Source organism: Pseudomonas sp. D47, assembly GCF_045447305.1.
GTDB lineage: Bacteria > Pseudomonadota > Gammaproteobacteria > Pseudomonadales > Pseudomonadaceae > Aquipseudomonas.
Map to the genome: position 1 here is coordinate 21,709 of NZ_JBJGXU010000005.1, position 17,514 is coordinate 39,222.

At 58.9% G+C, this 17,514-nt stretch carries 15 protein-coding genes; 9 read left to right on the forward strand and 6 right to left on the reverse strand.

The genetic code is table 11. From position 1 onward, the window contains the following. Window positions 1-39 precede the first annotated feature (39 nt). Window positions 40-1,074: a 2,3,4,5-tetrahydropyridine-2,6-dicarboxylate N-succinyltransferase gene (gene dapD, locus ACI77I_RS05825; RefSeq protein ID WP_242154752.1), complete on the reverse strand. Its 1,035-nt coding sequence runs from the start codon at window positions 1,072-1,074 to the stop codon at window positions 40-42. Between the two features lie 33 nt (window positions 1,075-1,107). After that, window positions 1,108-1,470, reverse strand: a complete 363-nt coding sequence (locus tag ACI77I_RS05830; RefSeq protein WP_003189147.1) for an ArsC family reductase — start codon at window positions 1,468-1,470, stop codon at window positions 1,108-1,110. A gap of 225 nt (window positions 1,471-1,695) precedes the next feature. Here ACI77I_RS05830 and ACI77I_RS05835 point away from each other — a divergent pair, with 225 nt between their 5' ends. Further along, window positions 1,696-3,339, forward strand: coding sequence for a Na+/H+ antiporter (locus tag ACI77I_RS05835; protein ID WP_094950058.1), 1,644 nt, complete (start codon window positions 1,696-1,698; stop codon window positions 3,337-3,339). A gap of 489 nt (window positions 3,340-3,828) precedes the next feature. On the opposite strand, the gene ACI77I_RS05840 is transcribed toward ACI77I_RS05835, so the two are convergent. The 4 genes from ACI77I_RS05840 to map form a co-directional block, all read right to left on the reverse strand. Then, on the reverse strand, window positions 3,829-4,593 hold the full coding sequence (locus ACI77I_RS05840) for a M12 family metallopeptidase (RefSeq protein WP_406997120.1): 765 nt from the start codon (window positions 4,591-4,593) through the stop codon (window positions 3,829-3,831). Between the two features lie 120 nt (window positions 4,594-4,713). Further along, a complete protein-coding gene (dapC, locus tag ACI77I_RS05845) occupies window positions 4,714-5,913 on the reverse strand; it encodes a succinyldiaminopimelate transaminase (RefSeq protein ID WP_406997121.1) in 1,200 nt (399 codons plus the stop codon). 150 nt (window positions 5,914-6,063) lie between these two features. Next, window positions 6,064-8,766, reverse strand: coding sequence for a [protein-PII] uridylyltransferase (locus ACI77I_RS05850; protein ID WP_406997122.1), 2,703 nt, complete (start codon window positions 8,764-8,766; stop codon window positions 6,064-6,066). A 63-nt stretch (window positions 8,767-8,829) separates the two neighbouring features. Further along, complete coding sequence (map, locus tag ACI77I_RS05855; RefSeq protein WP_406997123.1) at window positions 8,830-9,612, reverse strand: type I methionyl aminopeptidase; 783 nt, start codon at window positions 9,610-9,612, stop codon at window positions 8,830-8,832. 386 nt (window positions 9,613-9,998) lie between these two features. Between map and rpsB the strand changes: the two genes are divergently transcribed. The 8 genes from rpsB (at window position 9,999) to rseP (ending at window position 17,476) form a co-directional block, all read left to right on the forward strand. Further along, a complete protein-coding gene (gene rpsB, locus ACI77I_RS05860) occupies window positions 9,999-10,736 on the forward strand; it encodes a 30S ribosomal protein S2 (RefSeq protein ID WP_003219330.1) in 738 nt (245 codons plus the stop codon). A 191-nt stretch (window positions 10,737-10,927) separates the two neighbouring features. Continuing rightward, a complete protein-coding gene (gene tsf, locus ACI77I_RS05865; RefSeq protein WP_094950053.1) occupies window positions 10,928-11,791 on the forward strand; it encodes a translation elongation factor Ts in 864 nt (287 codons plus the stop codon). A 211-nt stretch (window positions 11,792-12,002) separates the two neighbouring features. After that, the gene (gene pyrH, locus ACI77I_RS05870) at window positions 12,003-12,746 is read left to right on the forward strand and encodes a UMP kinase (RefSeq protein ID WP_048719949.1); all 744 of its coding nucleotides are present in this window, start codon (window positions 12,003-12,005) and stop codon (window positions 12,744-12,746) included. Next, complete coding sequence (frr, locus tag ACI77I_RS05875; RefSeq protein ID WP_049709667.1) at window positions 12,743-13,300, forward strand: ribosome recycling factor; 558 nt, start codon at window positions 12,743-12,745, stop codon at window positions 13,298-13,300. The genes pyrH and frr overlap by 4 nt, the downstream gene beginning before the upstream one ends. Before the next feature lie 17 nt (window positions 13,301-13,317). Beyond that, window positions 13,318-14,073 (forward strand): polyprenyl diphosphate synthase, encoded by a 756-nt coding sequence (uppS, locus tag ACI77I_RS05880; protein ID WP_016974405.1) that lies wholly within the window; start codon window positions 13,318-13,320, stop codon window positions 14,071-14,073. Further along, window positions 14,074-14,883, forward strand: a complete 810-nt coding sequence (locus tag ACI77I_RS05885) for a phosphatidate cytidylyltransferase (protein ID WP_094950051.1) — start codon at window positions 14,074-14,076, stop codon at window positions 14,881-14,883. Further along, complete coding sequence (gene ispC, locus ACI77I_RS05890) at window positions 14,880-16,070, forward strand: 1-deoxy-D-xylulose-5-phosphate reductoisomerase (RefSeq protein WP_094950050.1); 1,191 nt, start codon at window positions 14,880-14,882, stop codon at window positions 16,068-16,070. The genes ACI77I_RS05885 and ispC overlap by 4 nt, the downstream gene beginning before the upstream one ends. Before the next feature lie 53 nt (window positions 16,071-16,123). Beyond that, window positions 16,124-17,476, forward strand: coding sequence for a sigma E protease regulator RseP (gene rseP, locus ACI77I_RS05895; protein WP_094950049.1), 1,353 nt, complete (start codon window positions 16,124-16,126; stop codon window positions 17,474-17,476). The last annotated feature ends 38 nt before the right edge of the window (window positions 17,477-17,514 follow it).

Genomic DNA, 17,514 nt, shown 5'->3' on the forward strand with positions numbered 1-17,514 from the left:
CCCCAGGAGCGGGGCCCGCTAGTGGCATCGAGTGGCTGCTTAGTTGTGAGCGTGCAGCGCTTCGTTCAGTTCGATGGCCGATTTGTGGGTTTTGCACTCCACGGCACCGGTCTCGGAGTTACGGCGGAACAGCAGGTCCGGCTGGCCGGCCAGCTCGCGCGCCTTGACCACTTTGACCAGTTGGTTCTGCTCGTCGAGCAGCGCAACCTTGGTCCCAGCGGTGACGTACAGGCCCGATTCCACCTTGTTACGGTCGCCCAACGGGATGCCGATACCGGCGTTGGCGCCGATCAGGCACTCTTCGCCGACTTTGATCACGATGTTGCCGCCGCCCGACAGGGTGCCCATGGTGGAGCAACCGCCGCCCAGGTCCGAATTCTTGCCCACGAACACGCCAGCCGACACGCGGCCTTCGATCATGCCCGGACCTTCAGTGCCGGCGTTGAAGTTGATGAAACCTTCGTGCATCACGGTGGTGCCTTCGCCCACGTAGGCGCCCAGGCGGATACGCGCGGCGTCCGCGATGCGCACGCCGGCTGGGACCACGTAGTCGGTCATTTTCGGGAACTTGTCCACCGAGAACACTTCCAGCAGATCGCCACGCAGGCGCGCTTCCAGTTGGCGTTCAGCCAGTTCGCTGATGTCGATCGCGCCCTGGCTGGTCCAGGCCACGTTCGGCAGCTGTGGGAACACACCGGCCAGGCTCAGGCCATGCGGCTTAACCAGGCGATGGGACAGCAGGTGCAGCTTGAGGTAGGCCTCAGGCGTGGAGGTCAGTGCAGCGTCTTCGGCCAGCAGGGTGGCGACCAGCGGGGTGTGGCTTTCAGCCAGGCGGCTCAGCAGGGCGGCTTGGGTTGCGTCGACGCCTTTGAGCGCGTCAGCCAGTTGTAGGGCCTGGGAGACGGTGAAGGTGATGGCCTGGTTGCCTTCGGTGTAACCGAGGATCGGTGCAATGGCGGCAATGATTTCAGCCGACGGGTTGAGCAAGGGTTGTGCGTAAAACACTTCCAGCCAAGCACCTTGGCGGTTCTGAGTGCCGACGCCGAAGCCCAGGCTGAACAGGGAATTGGACATGCTGTTACCTCTACAAAAATGGAAAGGGCTGGCCTACTTGAGGGCCGCCGAATAACTATCTGGCTTGAAGCCAATCAGGGTTCTGTCACCGAGATCGAGCACGGGGCGCTTGATCATCGAGGGTTGTGCGAGCATCAATTCAATGGCTTTCGACTGATCGAGATCGGCTTTGCGTTCGTCTTCGAGTTTGCGAAAGGTGGTGCCCGCACGGTTCAAAACCACCTGCCAACCGTGCTCGTTGCACCATTGGGTCAAGTGTTCGCGGTCGATACCGGCCGTTTTGTAGTCGTGGAATTCATAGCTCACGCCGTGCTCATCGAGCCAGGTACGGGCTTTTTTCATGGTGTCGCAGGCTTTGATGCCGAAAAGGTGCAACGTTTTGCTTGAAGCGGTCAAGGAATTGCCCCCCTTTGGACAAATAGAAACTAAAGGTCACGGATTATGCCACGACCAGCGGGTTTGGGTGCCGCTCGTCATGCCTGCTTATGGCTCAGTGCGACTTTTGTGCAAAAGCCATCGCACAGCATAGGCGAGTAACATAGGCGGGTAATATGGCACTTCAACGGCCAGTTGTTGCCTGATATGTGTCGTTGCAAGTCGCTTGTCCGGGAAACCCGTGTTATGCAAACCGCCTACACCGTTCTTATCCTGCTGATGTTGGTCAGCGTTTCGCGCCTGGTCGGGCGCATCATTCCTCTGCCGTTACCCTTGGTGCAGATCGCCGCCGGCGCCTTGCTGGCGTGGCCGACGCTGGGGCTGCACGTGGCCCTGGACCCTGAGTTGTTCCTGTTTCTGTTTCTGCCGCCGCTGCTGTTCTCCGATGGCTGGCGCATGCCCAAGCGTGAGTTGTGGCGCCTGCGCGGGCCCATCCTGACGTTGGCGGTGGGCCTGGTGTTGTTCACCGTGGTCGGGGCCGGCTACTTCATTCATTGGCTACTGCCTACGATCCCGTTGCCGGTGGCCTTCGCCCTGGCGGCTGTTTTATCACCGACGGATGCCGTGGCGGTGTCGGCCATTTCCCAAAATCGGTTGCCCAAGCCGCTGATGCACATGCTTCAGGGCGAAGCGTTGATGAATGATGCCTCGGGCCTGGTGACCTTCAAGTTCGCCCTGGCGGCGGCGTTGACCGGGGTGTTTTCCCTGGCGGACGCCAGCCTGACCTTTGTGCTGGTGGCCGTGGGTGGCCTGGCGGTGGGCGTGGCGCTGAGCTGGCTGGTCGGGCGTTTGCGTGCCTGGATGATCGCACGGGGCTGGGACGACCCGGCCACCCACGTGGTGTTCATGTTGCTGCTGCCGTTTGCCGCGTATGTGCTGGCTGAACGCCTGGGCGCATCGGGCATTCTCTCGGCGGTCGCGGCGGGCATGATGCAAAGCTGGCTCGACCTGTTGCCGCGCCAGACCAGCACCCGGCTGCTCAATCGCAGTGTCTGGTCGCTGCTGGAGTTCGCGTTCAATGGCTTGATCTTTTTGCTGTTGGGCCTGCAACTGCCAGACATCATCAAGGCGGTGGTGAGCCATGAGACGACACTGTGGCCAACCCTGTTGTATCGCTGCCTGGATGTGATCGCGATCTTTCTGGTGCTGGTGGTGTTGCGGTTTATCTGGGTGCAGAGCATCTGGCGGCTGTCAGGCCTGCTGCGACGGCTGCGTGGGAAAAGCGAACTGACTCTGGTGCCGACGGCCCGTTCCTGCTGGCTGCTGACCGTCGGGGGCGTGCGCGGCGCGGTGACCCTGGCGGGCGTGATGTCGGTGCCGTTGCTGTTGGCGCCGGGGCAGGACTTTCCAGAGCGAGACCTGCTGATCTTTATCGCTGCGGGCGTGATCCTGCTGTCATTGATCGCCGCCTGCATCGCCTTGCCGTTGCTATTGCGCGGCATCGAAAAGAGTCCGGACGAAAAGCGTCATAACGAAGTGCGCGAGGCCTGGAAGAAAACCGCCGTGGCTGCCATCCATGCCCTTGAGGCGGAAGAACCCGCAGGAAGCGAAACCCCGGACGCCGCCCAAGCGGCCCTGGCCGCTGAGCTCAAGGCGCGGCTGATGTCGGAATATCGCCATCAATTGGAAGTGTTTAATGACTCGGCCGAAGCCCAGGCGTTGGCGCAGCAGATGGACCAGCTTGAACGCAAACTTCGGCTCAAAGCCCTGCGCGCGCAACGCTTGGAGTTGTACAGCTTGAGCCGTCATCACCAGATTGGTGATGACGTGTTGCGCGAGGTGCTGGCGGACTTGGACATGAGCGAAGCGAATTTGGGCTCAGTCCATTAATGATGGGGTTTTAATGCTCATGCCCAAGATGACACCCTGCCAAGGGTAACGAGCGTTATGGCTTTCTTGTACGGATACACAGAGTTGAATCGTTAGGCAGCTTTTTTGGGAAGGATAATGTTGGTGAAACCTAACGCCTTGGCAAAGGTGTGCTTGGTGGCTCGAGCGGTTTTCTTTTTGTCACTGTCCCAATGAATACCCATTGTTGGGCTTGAAATATCCGTGCTTTTGGCATCTGTGCCTACTTGCGAGCATTACGTCGCTGACAGGGGCGAGTTGCTTTGATCTCCACTGCATCGCCGAAGCTAAGGTGATACAGATGACAAACTTGAACGCAAATGGCGCCTCAGGCCCTGCGGGCGCGCCACTTGGAGTTGTACAGCTTGAGTCGTCATCACCAAATGGGTGATGACGTATTGAGAGAGGTGTTGGCGGATCTGGATATGAGTAAGGCGAATGTGGGGCGCGTCCATTGAATTCGAAATAACGTCAGGATCGGCTGATAAAAAATTGCGTAAGGCTGTATAGAAACTTACCCGCCGGTGATTCATCTATGGGGTACATGGACCTCATGAATTTTTTATCGCCGACTGAAAGTTTAGTTTGAAATACAATCTCGTCACCGCCATTGAGTAATGAGGCGGGGAAGGGGTAATGCATGATGGAGTCTTTATCATATTCCGACGTTTTAACTTCAGAGGCGTCGAACTGCCCCAGTATATTATTGCCTACATCGTCCTTTGTAAAATTCTGCGAAGTAAAATGCTCATAGGCGGCCTGCTCATCAATATTCAGGGAGCACTCCGGGTGTTGATGCTCATGCAGTAGGCCCAGGGCGTGGCCGAACTCATGTAATACGTGCGCTCGTGCGGTGTCATCAGGGTTTGTAAAGTCGATGGACATTGTGGGTTCGGAGCGGTGCAGATGAAGGGCATCCGTTCCGAGTGCGGACCAGCTTCCGAGGCCTATGTTGTCTCCAGCAATTCTGATGTCGCCGTCATTGCCTTTAATAAACTTAAAGTGAAGGTTAGTGTGCGGGCTCCATTCGTTAATGGCTTTCTTGACCAAGGACGTTTGCTCTTGCGTCATATTCGACAGAGAGATTTTTACCGTTGAGTGTTGTGGCCAAGCCTTGCTTTCATCCGCGACGCCGCGTTTTTTTCGAGCGTGGGGTGTTACAGCATCAGAAGGGCTACCCGTATATAAGTGTGGGTCGAGAGGCGGCGAGAGAGTGGAGAGGTTGCTGATAGTCATATTTTCACCAAGGAAGAATCAGTAATCCTTGGTGGGAACTTATGCAGAGGCGTTCCATGAAATATGTACCTGGGTTTGCCAGGTGGGGCCCACTCCTGCCAGTCAGGAGCGGGCACTGAGTTAGCGCTTGCGCTGGATAAAATCCCGAATCCGCTCAGCCGCTTCCACACACTCCGCGAACGGCGCAACCAGTGCCATGCGCACACGCCCGGCCCCCGGGTTCATGCCATCCGCTTCCCGCGACAGGTATGAGCCCGGCACCACGGTTACGTGTTCTTCCACGAACAAGTCCCGGCAGAATGCGGCATCGTCGCCGTTCACATTCGGCCATAAGTAAAATCCGCCGTCCGGGCTTTGCACGTCTAATACCGGCTTGAGAATCGCCAGCACAGCGTCGAATTTCTCGCGGTACAGGTCACGGTTGGCCAGCACGTGGGCTTCGTCCTGCCAGGCTGCGATGCTTGCTAGTTGGGTTTGCACCGGCATCGCGCAGCCGTGGTAGGTGCGGTACAGCAGGAAGGCCTTGAGGATATCGGCATCGCCGGCGACGAAACCGGAGCGCAGGCCTGGCAGGTTGGAACGCTTGGACAGGCTGTGGAACACCACGCAACGTTTGAAATCCTGGCGGCCGAGTTCGACGCAGGCGCTGAGCAGGCCCGGCGGCGGGGTTTGTTCGTCGAAGTACAGCTCGCTGTAGCACTCGTCAGCGGCGATGACGAAATCGTATTCGTCGGCCAGGGCGATGAGTTTTTTCAGGGTGTCGACCGGGATCAGCGCGCCGGTCGGGTTGCCTGGGGAACACAGGAACAGGATCTGGCAGCGTTTCCAGGTGTCTGGCGACACAGCGTCGAAGTCTGGGTTGAAGCCGTTGGCGTCCAGGCACGGCAGGTAATGCGGCGTGGCCCCAGCCAGGAACGCGGCGCCTTCGTAGATCTGGTAGAACGGGTTCGGGCTGACTACCAGTGCATCGTCACTGCGGTTGACCACGGTCTGGGTGAAGGCGAACAGTGCCTCGCGGGTGCCGTTGACCGGCAGGATATTGCGCGCCGGGTCCAGCCACCCCTTGGGCACGTTGAAACGGCGTTCACACCAGGCGCCGATGGCCTCGCGCAATGCCGGGATGCCCAGGGTGGTCGGGTACACGGCCATCTGGTCGAGGTTGTTGCTCAGCGCTTGGGCCACGAAGGCCGGTGACTTGTGCTTGGGCTCGCCGATGGACAGCGCGATCGGGCGTTTGTCCGGGTTCGGCGTGACGCTGCCGAGCAGGGCACGGAGTTTCTCGAACGGGTAGGGCTGCAGCTGGTTCAGGGCGTTGTTCATGTAAGCCTCGATCAAGATGAGTACGGCCTTTTTGTGGGCGCTGGCTTGCCTGCGACGCGGGCACCTCGGTGTATAAGCCATGCCGGGTCGACGCCATTGCAGGCAAGCAAGCTCCCACAGGGGCCGTGCGCACTGGGAAGTTAAATCAATTCATATAGTCAGTCTGGACAGCTCGACGCCGGGCTCCTGGCTCACGCTCAATTGCTGCACGATGGCATCCTGCAAGCGTCGGCACAGTTCCGGGTCGGACAGCGGCTGGTTGTCGGCGTCGGTAATGAAGAACACGTCTTCCACGCGCTCGCCGAGGGTCGCAATCTTCGCATTCTGCAACGACAGGTCGAACTCCAGGAAGATCCCACCGATGCGCGCGAGCAAGCCCGGACGATCCGGGGCGCTGAGTTCCAGCACGGTCACCGGGCGCTGGGCGTCATTGGAAATGGTCACCTGGGGCGCAAAGGCAAAATGCTTGAGCTGGCGCGGTACCCGACGCTGGATGATCGTCGGGTAGTCGTCCGGGTTGCGCAGGGCTTCAGTCAGGCCTTCGCGGATCTTTTTCACGCGCACCGGGTTATCGCCGATGGAGTCGCCTTCGGTATCGAGCACGATGTAGGTGTCGAGGGTGAACTGGCTGCTCGAGGTGATGACCCGCGCGTCATGAATGTTCAGGTTGAGCTGGTCCATGGCGGCCACGGTCACGGCGAAGAAGTCGTGCTGGTCGGGCGCGTAGATGAAGATCTGCGTGCCGCCCTCGAACTCGCGCTGGGTGGTTTCCTTGATCAGTACCAGCGGGCCACCATCGGCCGGCTGCTGCAGGATCGCGTCACTGTGCCAGGCCACATCGCCGGCAGTGTGGCGCAGGAAGTAATCGTCACCCAGTTGCGACCACAATTGCTCGACATCGTCCGGGTCATTGCCGCCACGCACCAGGATATCCAGGGCCGCGCTTTGGGTGCGGCGGATCTGCTCTTCGCGGTCCACCGGGTTTTCCAGGCCACGGCGCAGCGCGCGCTTGGTCTCGGTATAGAGCTGGCGCAGCAGGCTGGCGCGCCATGAGTTCCACAACGTCGGGTTGGTGGCGTTGATGTCGGCGACGGTGAGCACGTAGAGGTAGTCCAGGCGTGTCTCATCACCGACGATCCCGGCGAAGTCGTGGATCACCTGCGGGTCGGACAAGTCCTTGCGCTGGGCGGTGGTCGACATCACCAGGTGGTTCTGCACCAGCCACACAATCAGGCGGCTGTCCCACAACGGCAGTTGATGGCGCTGGCAGAAGGCCTCGGCATCGACCGCGCCGATTTCCGAGTGATCGCCATGCCGGCCCTTGCCGATGTCGTGGTACAGGCCAGCCAGGTAGATCAACTCCGGCTTGGGCAGCTTGGCCATGAGCTTGCTGGCCAGCGGGAATTTCTCTGACACCTGGGTGTACTGCAACTTACGCAGGTGTTTGATCAAGTTCAGGGTGTGGGCGTCCACGGTGTAGATGTGGAACAGGTCGTGCTGCATCTGGCCGACGATAAAGCCGAACTCGGGCAGGTAACGCCCGAGGATGCCGTAACGGTTCATGCGCCGCAGGTTGCGGTGGATGCCGATCTTGCACTTGAACAGCTCGATAAACAGGCTGGTGTTGCGGATGTCGTTGCGAAAGTCATCGTCGATCAGGTGACGGTATTCGCGCAGCAGGCGGATGGTATCGGCGCGTACGCCTTTGATTTCCGGCTGCTGGGCCATCAGCACAAAGATTTCCAGCATGGCGAACGGCGTGCGGTGGAACACGTTGTCGTTGCGCGCTTCGATGTAGCCGTCGTGCAGTTGGAAGCGCGAGTTGATCGGCTGTGGTGGCGCTTCGTCTTCGGGGGCCAGGATCACTTCTTCGAAATGCTGGATGATCAGGTCGCTGAGCTGGGCAATGCTCATGACCACCCGGTAGTACTGCTGCATGAAGCTTTCGATACTGGTCTTCGCATCCTCGCCTTCAAACCCCAATAGGGTGGCGATGGAGCGCTGATGGTCGAACAGCAGGCGGTCTTCGGAGCGCCCGGCGAGCATGTGCAGGGCGTAACGTACCTTCCACAGAAACTCCTGGGACGAGGCCAGCAGAGCGTTTTCGCTTTCTACCAGAAAGCCTTCGCCGGCCAGGGCGCGCAGGTTCAGGGTGCCGTATTGGCGACGCGCGACCCACAGGATCGTCTGGATATCCCGCAGCCCGCCCGGGGAACCTTTGACGTTGGGCTCCAGGTTGTATTCGGTGTCGTTGTACTTGTGGTGCCGAGCTTTTTGCTCGGCGCGCTTGGCCAGGAAGAAATCCTTGCTTGGCCACATGTGTGCGGTGCTGGTGACTTCCAGCATGCGCTGACGCAGGCGTTCGGGGCCGGCGATGGTGCGGCTTTCCATCAGGTTGGTGATCACGGTGAGATCGGCGCGGGCTTCTTGGGCGCATTCGTCCAGCGAGCGTACGCTTTGGCCGACTTCCAGGCCGATGTCCCACAACAGCGTCAGAAAACGCTCGATGGAATCGCGAAAGATCTCATGATCGGCGCTGTCCAGCAGGATCAGCAGGTCGATGTCGGAGTAAGGGTGCAGTTCGCCGCGGCCGTAGCCGCCGACCGCCACCAAGGCGATATCGGCATCTTCGATCCAGCTGAACTGTTCCCAGGCCTTTTGCAGGATGTTGTCGACGAACCAGGCACGGTCTTCGATCAGCCGACGAATGTCTCGGCCACTGCGAAAGCGCGCATCGAGCACCTCGCGGGCCTGGCGGATAGCCTTCTTGAAGGCGCCGATGGGGCTTGCCTTCAATGCCAGTTCAGCCTGGAACTGGCCACGGTCGAAGAGTTCGGGATCCACCTGGGGCATTGATCGGCTTTCCTTTCTATCTATAAGCGGTCACAGGGTTACGGGGGAAAACCGAGGCAAACATTAGGCCGAAATACGTGGGATCGTGTCGTCGGCGCGCAATGTGAAGATCTCGTAGCCGGTCTCGGTGACCAGCAAGGTGTGTTCCCACTGGGCCGACAGCTTGCGGTCCTTGGTGATAGCAGTCCAACCGTCGCCCAGCACCTTGGTGTCAGCCTTGCCCTGGTTGATCATCGGCTCGATAGTGAAGGTCATACCGGCTTTGAGTTCCATGCCGGTGCCGGCGCGGCCGTAATGCAGGATCTGCGGCTCTTCGTGGAACACCTTGCCGATGCCGTGGCCGCAGAATTCGCGGACTACCGAGAAGCCGTTCTTTTCAGCGTGCCTCTGGATCACTTCACCGATATCGCCCAGGCGGCAGCCGGGTTTGACGATCTCGATGGCCTTGTACATGCATTCCTGGGTGACCTGGGACAGGCGCTCAGCCCAGACCGGCACGCTGCCGACGTGGAACATGCGGCTGGTGTCGCCGTGGTAGCCATCTTTGATCACGGTGACGTCGATGTTCAGGGTGTCACCGTCTTTCAACGGCTTGTCGCCCGGAATGCCGTGGCAGACCACGTGGTTGATCGAGGTGCAGATCGACTTGGGGAAGCCTTTGTAGTTCAGCGGCGCAGGGATGGCCTTTTGCACGTCGACTATATAGTCGTGGCAGATGCGGTCCAGGGCTTCGGTGGTGACGCCTGGCTTGACGTGTTCGGCAATCATTTCCAGCACGTCGGCAGCCAGTTTGCCGGCAACGCGCATGCCGGCGATGTCTTCGGCGGTTTTCAAAGTAACGGTCATACAGACTCTCTCTAGCGCGAGGCGCTGAAATCAATACGGTTTACGGGTGTGCGACAAAAGGTTGCAGAATTCGCACAAGCCCCAAAAAAACGTGATTCTACCAGACGCTGGCGGCAAATCATGAGCGTCTGACGATCGCTTCTCTCTATAAGGTGGGGGCATGTTGGCTCTATTCAAAGGCTTACACAAAAGCCGAACACGGCAAATGTGATTGCGGGTTTCGTTTTTGTCCTTCGTGTGGTATAAAATGCGCCGCTTTCCGGGGATGCCCCGCAGAGCTTAAATCCACACACGTGTCGACACGATGACCTGGGTGCCGGAGGCGAATGCCGCTGGTTGGTCATTGGGATACGTGGAGGCCAAACCCGACTTATTAAGGAACTATCATGTCCCAAGTCAATATGCGCGATATGCTGAAGGCCGGTGTGCACTTCGGTCACCAGACCCGTTACTGGAACCCGAAAATGGGTAAATACATTTTCGGCGCGCGTAACAAGATCCACATCATCAACCTTGAAAAAACCCTGCCAATGTTCAACGAAGCTCTGACTTTCGTAGAGCGTCTGGCCCAGGGCAAAAACAAGATTCTGTTCGTCGGCACCAAGCGTTCCGCTGGCAAGATCGTTGCTGAAGAAGCAGCACGTTGCGGTTCGCCGTACGTCGATCACCGCTGGTTGGGCGGCATGCTGACCAACTTCAAAACCATCCGTGCTTCCATCAAGCGTCTGCGTGACCTTGAAGTGCAAGCCGAAGACGGTACTTTCGCCAAGCTGACCAAGAAAGAGGCGCTGATGCGCACTCGCGACCTGGAAAAGCTCGATCGTTCCCTGGGTGGTATCAAGGACATGGGCGGTCTGCCTGACGCACTGTTCGTTATCGACGTTGATCACGAGCGCATCGCGATCACTGAAGCCAACAAGCTGGGCATCCCGGTTATCGGCGTAGTCGATACCAACAGCAGCCCGGAAGGCGTTGACTACATCATCCCAGGCAACGATGACGCAATCCGCGCTATCCAGCTGTACATGGGTTCGATGGCTGACGCTGTAATCCGTGGTCGCAACCACGTTGCTGGTGGTACCGAGCAGTTCGTTGAAGAAGCTCCGGTAGCTGCCGCTGAGTAACTGACGCCCTGGCGTTGACTCAGTAAGCAAAAAGGGGGCTTGGCCCCCTTTTTGCCACCTCGAAAACCATTTGTCGGCAGCGCAGCTACAACTTCTGTAACGTGCAGCGGCCTACAAGGGTGATTCGGGAAGAATTGATCGCCCGTTTGATCGGGTGGAATGGTTGAAAACCTATCCAAGAGGATTTTGAAATGGCAGAGATTACTGCAGCGTTGGTTAAAGAACTGCGTGAGCGTACCGGCGAAGGCATGATGGATTGCAAAAAGGCCTTGACCAAGGCCGGCGGCGACATCGAAAAAGCTATTGATGACATGCGTGCTTCCGGCGCCATCAAGGCTGCCAAGAAAGCAGGCAACGTAGCTGCTGAAGGCGCTATCGCTCTGGTTGAAGACGGTAAAGCCGCAGTTCTGCTGGAAGTGAACTCGCAGACCGACTTCCTGGCTCTGCAGGACGACTTCAAAGCGTTCGTTGCTGCCAGCGTCAAGAAAGCATTCGACGACAAGCTGACCACCGTCGAGCCGTTGATCGAAGCTCAAGAAGCTGCTCGCCTGGTACTGGTCGGCAAGGTTGGCGAAAACGTCAACATCCGTCGTCTGGCGCGCATCGAAGGTGATGTGGTTGGTGGCTACCTGCACGGCAACAAAATCGGCGTTGTGGTTGCCCTCAAAGGCGGCGACGTTGAGCTGGCTAAAGACATCGCTATGCACGTAGCAGCCAGCAACCCTGAGTTCCTGCTGCCATCGGAAGTGTCTGCTGACGCAATCGAGCGCGAAAAAGCTGTGTTCCTGAGCCTGAACGCCGACAAGATCGCCGGCAAGCCAGAAAACATCGTTGAAAACATGATCAAAGGCCGTATCAGCAAGTTCCTGGCTGAAGCGAGCCTGGTTGAGCAGGCGTTCGTCAAGAACCCTGAAATCAAGGTTGGCGAGCTGGCTAAGAAAGCCGGTGCTGAAATCGTTTCCTTCACCTACTACAAAGTAGGCGACGGCATCGAGAAGCCGGTCGACAACTTCGCTGAAGAAGTTGCTGCCCAGCTGGCTGCCGCCAAGCAATAAGACAGTTTTTAACTGTCGCCGAAAGAGGCTGCCCGCTCACGCGCGCAGCCTCTTTTCAAATGGGAAGGCCAATTTTTATTTGGTTTCCTTTCGGAACTGGCTTACAAAGCCGTGTTCCGATGGCGCTGTGATAGCGTCCAGCTAGAGTGAACGCAAGCCGTAAACGGCTCGCCAAGAATTTTTAAAAAATACGCCGCAGGAGAGATTCGCAATGGCTCAGCAGGGCAGTGGTTATCAGGCTCGCTATAAACGCATTCTACTCAAGCTTAGCGGCGAGGCCCTGATGGGCTCGGAAGAGTTCGGGATCGATCCCAAGGTACTCGACCGCATGGCACTGGAAGTCGGCCAGTTGGTCGGTATCGGTGTTCAGGTGGGCCTGGTGATCGGCGGCGGCAACCTGTTCCGCGGTGCGGCGCTGAGCGCTGCCGGGATGGACCGGGTAACAGGCGACCACATGGGCATGCTGGCCACTGTGATGAACGCCCTGGCCATGCGTGACGCCCTCGAGCGCGCCAATATCACCGCTATCGTCATGTCGGCTATTTCCATGGTTGGCGTAACGGATCACTATGATCGGCGCAAAGCCATGCGTCATCTGGATGCCAAAGAGGTGGTGATTTTTGCTGCCGGTACCGGCAACCCGTTCTTCACCACCGACTCGGCTGCGTGCCTGCGTGGTATCGAGATCAACGCGGACGTGGTGCTCAAGGCCACCAAGGTTGACGGTGTTTACACTGCAGACCCATTCAAAGACCCGCATGCCGAGAAGTTCGATCATCTGACTTATGATGAAGTGCTGGATCGCAAGCTGGGCGTGATGGACCTGACGGCTATCTGCCTGTGCCGCGACCACAAGATGCCGCTGCGCGTATTTAACATGAACAAGCCCGGCGCCCTGCTGAACATCGTACACGGCGGCGCGGAAGGGACTCTGATCGAGGAAGGCCAACAATGATCAACGAAATCAAGAAAGACGCTCAAGAGCGTATGCAGAAATCCCTGGACTCTCTGAACCACGCATTTGGTCAGATTCGTACCGGCAAGGCCCACCCAAGCATCCTGGGTAGCGTGATGGTGCCGTACTACGGCGCAGACACTTCGATCACCCAAGTGGCCAACATCACCGTAAAAGACTCGCGCACCCTGCAAGTCGTCGCCTTCGAGCGCAACATGCTCGGCGCTGTCGACAAAGCGATCCAGAGCGCCGGTCTGAACCTCAACCCGACCAACCTGGGCGAGTTGTTGCTGATCTCCATGCCAGCCTTGACCGAAGAAACCCGTAAGGGCTTCACCAAGCAGGCGCGCAGCGCAGCCGAAGATGCTCGTGTTGCTGTGCGTAACATCCGCCGCGATGCGTTGGGTGACCTGAAGAAACTGGTCAAGGATAAAGAAATCAGCGAAGACGAAGAGCGTCGTGCCGTCGCTGATATCGACAAGCTGACCAAAGACGCTGAGGCCCAGATCACCAAGGCCACGGAAGAAAAAGAAAAGGACCTGATGGCCGTATAAGGGGTCAGGACGCCTTCATGGAAAAGACCAAGCAGACTGTGCCCTCCGTGGTGCCGCGCCATGTCGCGATCATCATGGATGGGAATAATCGCTGGGCGAAGAAACGCTTTATGCCGGGCGTTGCCGGGCATAAAGCGGGTGTCGATGCGGTGCGCGCCGTGATTGAGGTGTGCGCCGAGGCCAAGGTTGAAGTGTTGACCCTGTTTGCCTTCTCCAGCGAGAACTGGCAGCGGCCCGCCGAAGAAGTCAGTGCCTTGATGGACCTGTTCTTCAAGGCGCTGCGTCGTGAGGCCAAGCGCCTCAACGACAACAACATCAGCCTGCGCATCATTGGTGATCGCTCGCGGTTCCATCCGGAGCTGCAAGCGGCCATGCGCGAAGCCGAGGCCATTACCGCGGGTGCCAACCGTTTTGTGCTGCAGATTGCAGCCAACTACGGTGGCCAGTGGGATATCGCCCAGGCAGCGCAGCGGCTTGCCCGCGAAGTGCAGGCCGGGCACCTGCGGCCCGACGACATCACGCCCGAACTGTTGCAAACCTGCCTGGTAACCGGCGACCTGCCGTTGCCAGACTTGTGCATCCGTACCGGTGGCGAGCACCGCATCAGCAACTTCCTGTTGTGGCAACTGGCCTACACCGAGCTGTACTTCTCCGACCTGTTCTGGCCGGACTTCAAACACGATGCCATGCGCAATGCGCTGGCCGATTTCGCTTCCCGTCAGCGTCGCTTCGGTAAAACGAGCGAGCAGATCGAAGCTGGAGCCCGGGTTTAAATGCTTAAACAACGAATCATCACAGCACTGATCCTGCTGCCGATTGCCTTGTGCGGTTTTTTTCTGCTCGACGGTTCCGGCTTTGCGCTGTTTATCGGCCTGGTCGTGACCCTGGGTGCCTGGGAATGGGCGCGCCTGGCGGGTTTCAGCGAGCAGTTGCCGCGTGTGGTGTACGCCGCTGTGGTGGCGCTGCTGCTGTTTCTCATGCATACGCTCTCAAGCATTGTCGTGCCTTGGGTGCTGGGCGCGGCGGTACTGTGGTGGGCGCTGGCGACCTTCCTGGTGCTGACCTACCCGCGTACGAGTAGCCAATGGTCGAGTGTGGCCAGCAAGTTAGTGATTGGTTTGTTGATTCTGCTGCCGGCCTGGCAAGGGTTGGTGGAAATCAAGAATTCGCCAATGGGTAACTGGCTGATCATGGCGGTGATGGTGCTGGTCTGGGGGGCTGATATCGGTGCCTATTTCTCGGGCCGGGCTTTCGGCAAGCGCAAGCTGGCGCCGTCAGTCAGCCCGGGCAAGAGCTGGGAAGGTGTTTACGGCGGCTTGGCATTCACATTGGTGATCACGCTGGTTGTGGGGGTTGTGCGCGACTGGTCGGTGAAGGAAATACTCCTGGCCCTGTTGGGTACGGCTGTCGTGGTGTTTATCTCTGTGGTGGGTGACCTCACTGAAAGCATGTTCAAGCGCCAGGCCGGGATCAAGGACAGCAGCAACCTGCTGCCGGGCCATGGCGGCGTGCTGGATCGTATCGACAGCCTTACCGCGGCGATCCCGGTCTTTGCCGTGCTGTTGTGGATGACCGCTTCGTGAGCCGCCTGCAGCAGGTAACCGTGCTAGGTGCGACCGGCTCGGTCGGGCTGAGCACGCTGGATGTGATTGCTCGTCATCCGGATCGTTACCAAGTGTTCGCCCTGACCGGCTTCACGCGATTAAGTGAGTTGCTGGCCCTGTGCGTGCGCCATGCGCCACGCTTTGCGGTCGTGCCGCAAGCAGCTGGCGCACGTGGTTTGCAGGATGATCTGCGCGCCGCCGGCCTTGCCACGCAGGTGTTGGTGGGCGAGGAGGGCTTGTGCCAGGTCTCGGCGGACTCCGAAGTCGACACCGTTGTGGCGGCCATTGTCGGGGCGGCAGGTTTGCGCCCGACGCTGGCGGCAGTCGACGCGGGCAAGAAGATCCTGCTGGCGAATAAAGAAGCGCTGGTCATGTCCGGCACACTCTTTATGCAGGCGGTACGCAAAAGCGGTGCCGTTCTGCTGCCTCTGGATAGCGAGCACAACGCGATCTTCCAATGCATGCCCGGTGATTTTGCCCGTGGTCTGAGCCAAGTGGGTGTGCGGCGGATTCTTCTTACGGCTTCCGGTGGCCCGTTCCGGCAGACTCCGCTGGCTGATCTTGAACATGTGTCGCCAGATCAAGCCTGTGCACACCCGAACTGGTCCATGGGGCGCAAAATCTCCGTGGATTCGGCGAGCATGATGAACAAAGGCCTGGAGTTGATCGAGGCGTGCTGGCTGTTCGACGCGCGGCCTGATCAGGTCGAGGTGGTAATCCATCCACAAAGTGTGATTCATTCCCTGGTCGACTACGTGGATGGTTCGGTGTTGGCTCAGTTGGGCAACCCCGACATGCGTACGCCAATCGCCAACGCCCTGGCGTGGCCGGAACGGATTGACTCCGGCGTGGCACCGTTGGATTTGTTCGCCATTGCACGCCTGGACTTCGAAGCGCCGGACGAGCAGCGCTTTCCATGCCTGCGCCTGGCGCGTCAGGCGGCCGAGGCGGGTAACAGCGCGCCGGCGATGCTCAATGCGGCCAATGAGGTAGCGGTGGCGGCGTTTCTCGAGCAGCGTATTCGCTTTCCGCAGATCGCGAGTATCATCGAGGACGTTCTGAGTCTTGAGCCGGTGGTAGCAGTGGATGATTTGGGCGCAGTGTTCGAGGCGGATACCAAGGCCCGTGCGCTGGCTGAGCAGTGGTTGAACCGCAACGCGCGTTAGTCTGTGGGCAGGTTTGAGCCCTCAGGCACTGGATTGGAATGCGGAGAAATTAGATGAGTGCGCTCTACATGATCGTCGGCACCCTGGTTGCTCTGGGTGTGCTGGTTACCTTCCACGAATTCGGCCACTTTTGGGTGGCGCGTCGTTGCGGCGTCAAGGTACTGCGCTTTTCCGTCGGTTTCGGCATGCCGTTGCTACGTTGGCACGACCGGCGTGGTACTGAGTTCGTGATTGCGGCCATCCCGTTGGGTGGCTACGTCAAGATGCTCGATGAGCGCGAAGGCGAAGTGCCTGCTGATCAGTTGGACCAATCCTTCAACCGCAAGACCGTTCGTCAGCGTATCGCTATTGTTGCGGCCGGCCCGATCGCCAACTTCTTGTTGGCGATAGTGTTTTTCTGGGTCTTGGCCATGATGGGCAGCCAGCAGGTGCGCCCGGTCATCGGCGCAGTCGAGTCGGACAGCATGGCGGCCAAGGCTGGCCTGGTCGCCGGGCAGGAAATTGTTTCTATTGATGGCGAGCCGACCACCGGGTGGGGCGCTGTCAATTTGCAGTTGGTGCGCCGCATGGGTGAAAGCGGCACCATCAATGTAGTGGTGCGCGAACAGGATTCCACTGCCGAGACGCCGCGCGAATTGGCTCTGGACCATTGGCTTAAAGGGGCGGACGAACCTGATCCGATCAAGTCCCTGGGTATTCGTCCTTGGCGCCCGGCGTTGCCGCCGGTGCTCGCCGAGCTGGATCCGAAGGGCCCGGCGCAGGCTGCCGGCCTGAAAACCGGCGACCGTCTGTTGGCCCTTGATGGTCAGGCGCTGGGTGACTGGCAGCAAGTGGTCGATCTGGTGCGTGTACGCCCTGATACCAAAATTGTGCTGAAAGTTGAGCGCGATGGTGCTCAAATCGACGTCCCCGTGACCTTGTCGGTTCGTGGGGAAGCCAAGGCAGCCGGGGGGTATCTCGGTGCAGGGGTGAAAGGTGTCGAGTGGCCACCGTCGATGGTGCGCGAGGTCAGTTTCGGGCCTTTGGCGGCGATTGGTGAGGGTGCAAAGCGCACTTGGACCATGAGTGTGCTGACCCTCGAATCGCTCAAGAAAATGTTGTTCGGCGAGCTCTCGGTAAAAAACTTGAGTGGACCGATAACCATTGCTAAAGTGGCGGGCGCTTCTGCCCAGTCGGGTGTCGCGGATTTCCTGAATTTCCTGGCTTATCTGAGTATTAGCCTTGGAGTTCTGAATTTGCTGCCCATCCCAGTATTGGATGGGGGGCATCTGTTGTTTTATCTGGTCGAGTGGGTGCGTGGTCGCCCCTTGTCGGATCGGGTGCAGGGTTGGGGGATACAGATCGGTATCAGTTTGGTGGTCGGAGTGATGTTGTTAGCTCTGGTCAACGATCTGGGACGACTGTAACGCTTCGCTGAATTGCGAATCTGCCGCATTTTGCGGCA

Coding starts and splice junctions, on each gene's coding strand:
- dapD (WP_242154752.1), bottom strand. CDS start 1,074: ATGTCCAATTCCCTGTTCAGCCTGGGCTTCGGCGTCGGCACTCAGAAC.
- ACI77I_RS05835 (WP_094950058.1), top strand. CDS start 1,696: ATGCAAACCGCCTACACCGTTCTTATCCTGCTGATGTTGGTCAGCGTT.
- ACI77I_RS05840 (WP_406997120.1), bottom strand. CDS start 4,593: ATGACTATCAGCAACCTCTCCACTCTCTCGCCGCCTCTCGACCCACAC.
- dapC (WP_406997121.1), bottom strand. CDS start 5,913: ATGAACAACGCCCTGAACCAGCTGCAGCCCTACCCGTTCGAGAAACTC.
- ACI77I_RS05850 (WP_406997122.1), bottom strand. CDS start 8,766: ATGCCCCAGGTGGATCCCGAACTCTTCGACCGTGGCCAGTTCCAGGCT.
- map (WP_406997123.1), bottom strand. CDS start 9,612: ATGACCGTTACTTTGAAAACCGCCGAAGACATCGCCGGCATGCGCGTT.
- rpsB (WP_003219330.1), top strand. CDS start 9,999: ATGTCCCAAGTCAATATGCGCGATATGCTGAAGGCCGGTGTGCACTTC.
- tsf (WP_094950053.1), top strand. CDS start 10,928: ATGGCAGAGATTACTGCAGCGTTGGTTAAAGAACTGCGTGAGCGTACC.
- pyrH (WP_048719949.1), top strand. CDS start 12,003: ATGGCTCAGCAGGGCAGTGGTTATCAGGCTCGCTATAAACGCATTCTA.
- frr (WP_049709667.1), top strand. CDS start 12,743: ATGATCAACGAAATCAAGAAAGACGCTCAAGAGCGTATGCAGAAATCC.
- uppS (WP_016974405.1), top strand. CDS start 13,318: ATGGAAAAGACCAAGCAGACTGTGCCCTCCGTGGTGCCGCGCCATGTC.
- ACI77I_RS05885 (WP_094950051.1), top strand. CDS start 14,074: ATGCTTAAACAACGAATCATCACAGCACTGATCCTGCTGCCGATTGCC.
- rseP (WP_094950049.1), top strand. CDS start 16,124: ATGAGTGCGCTCTACATGATCGTCGGCACCCTGGTTGCTCTGGGTGTG.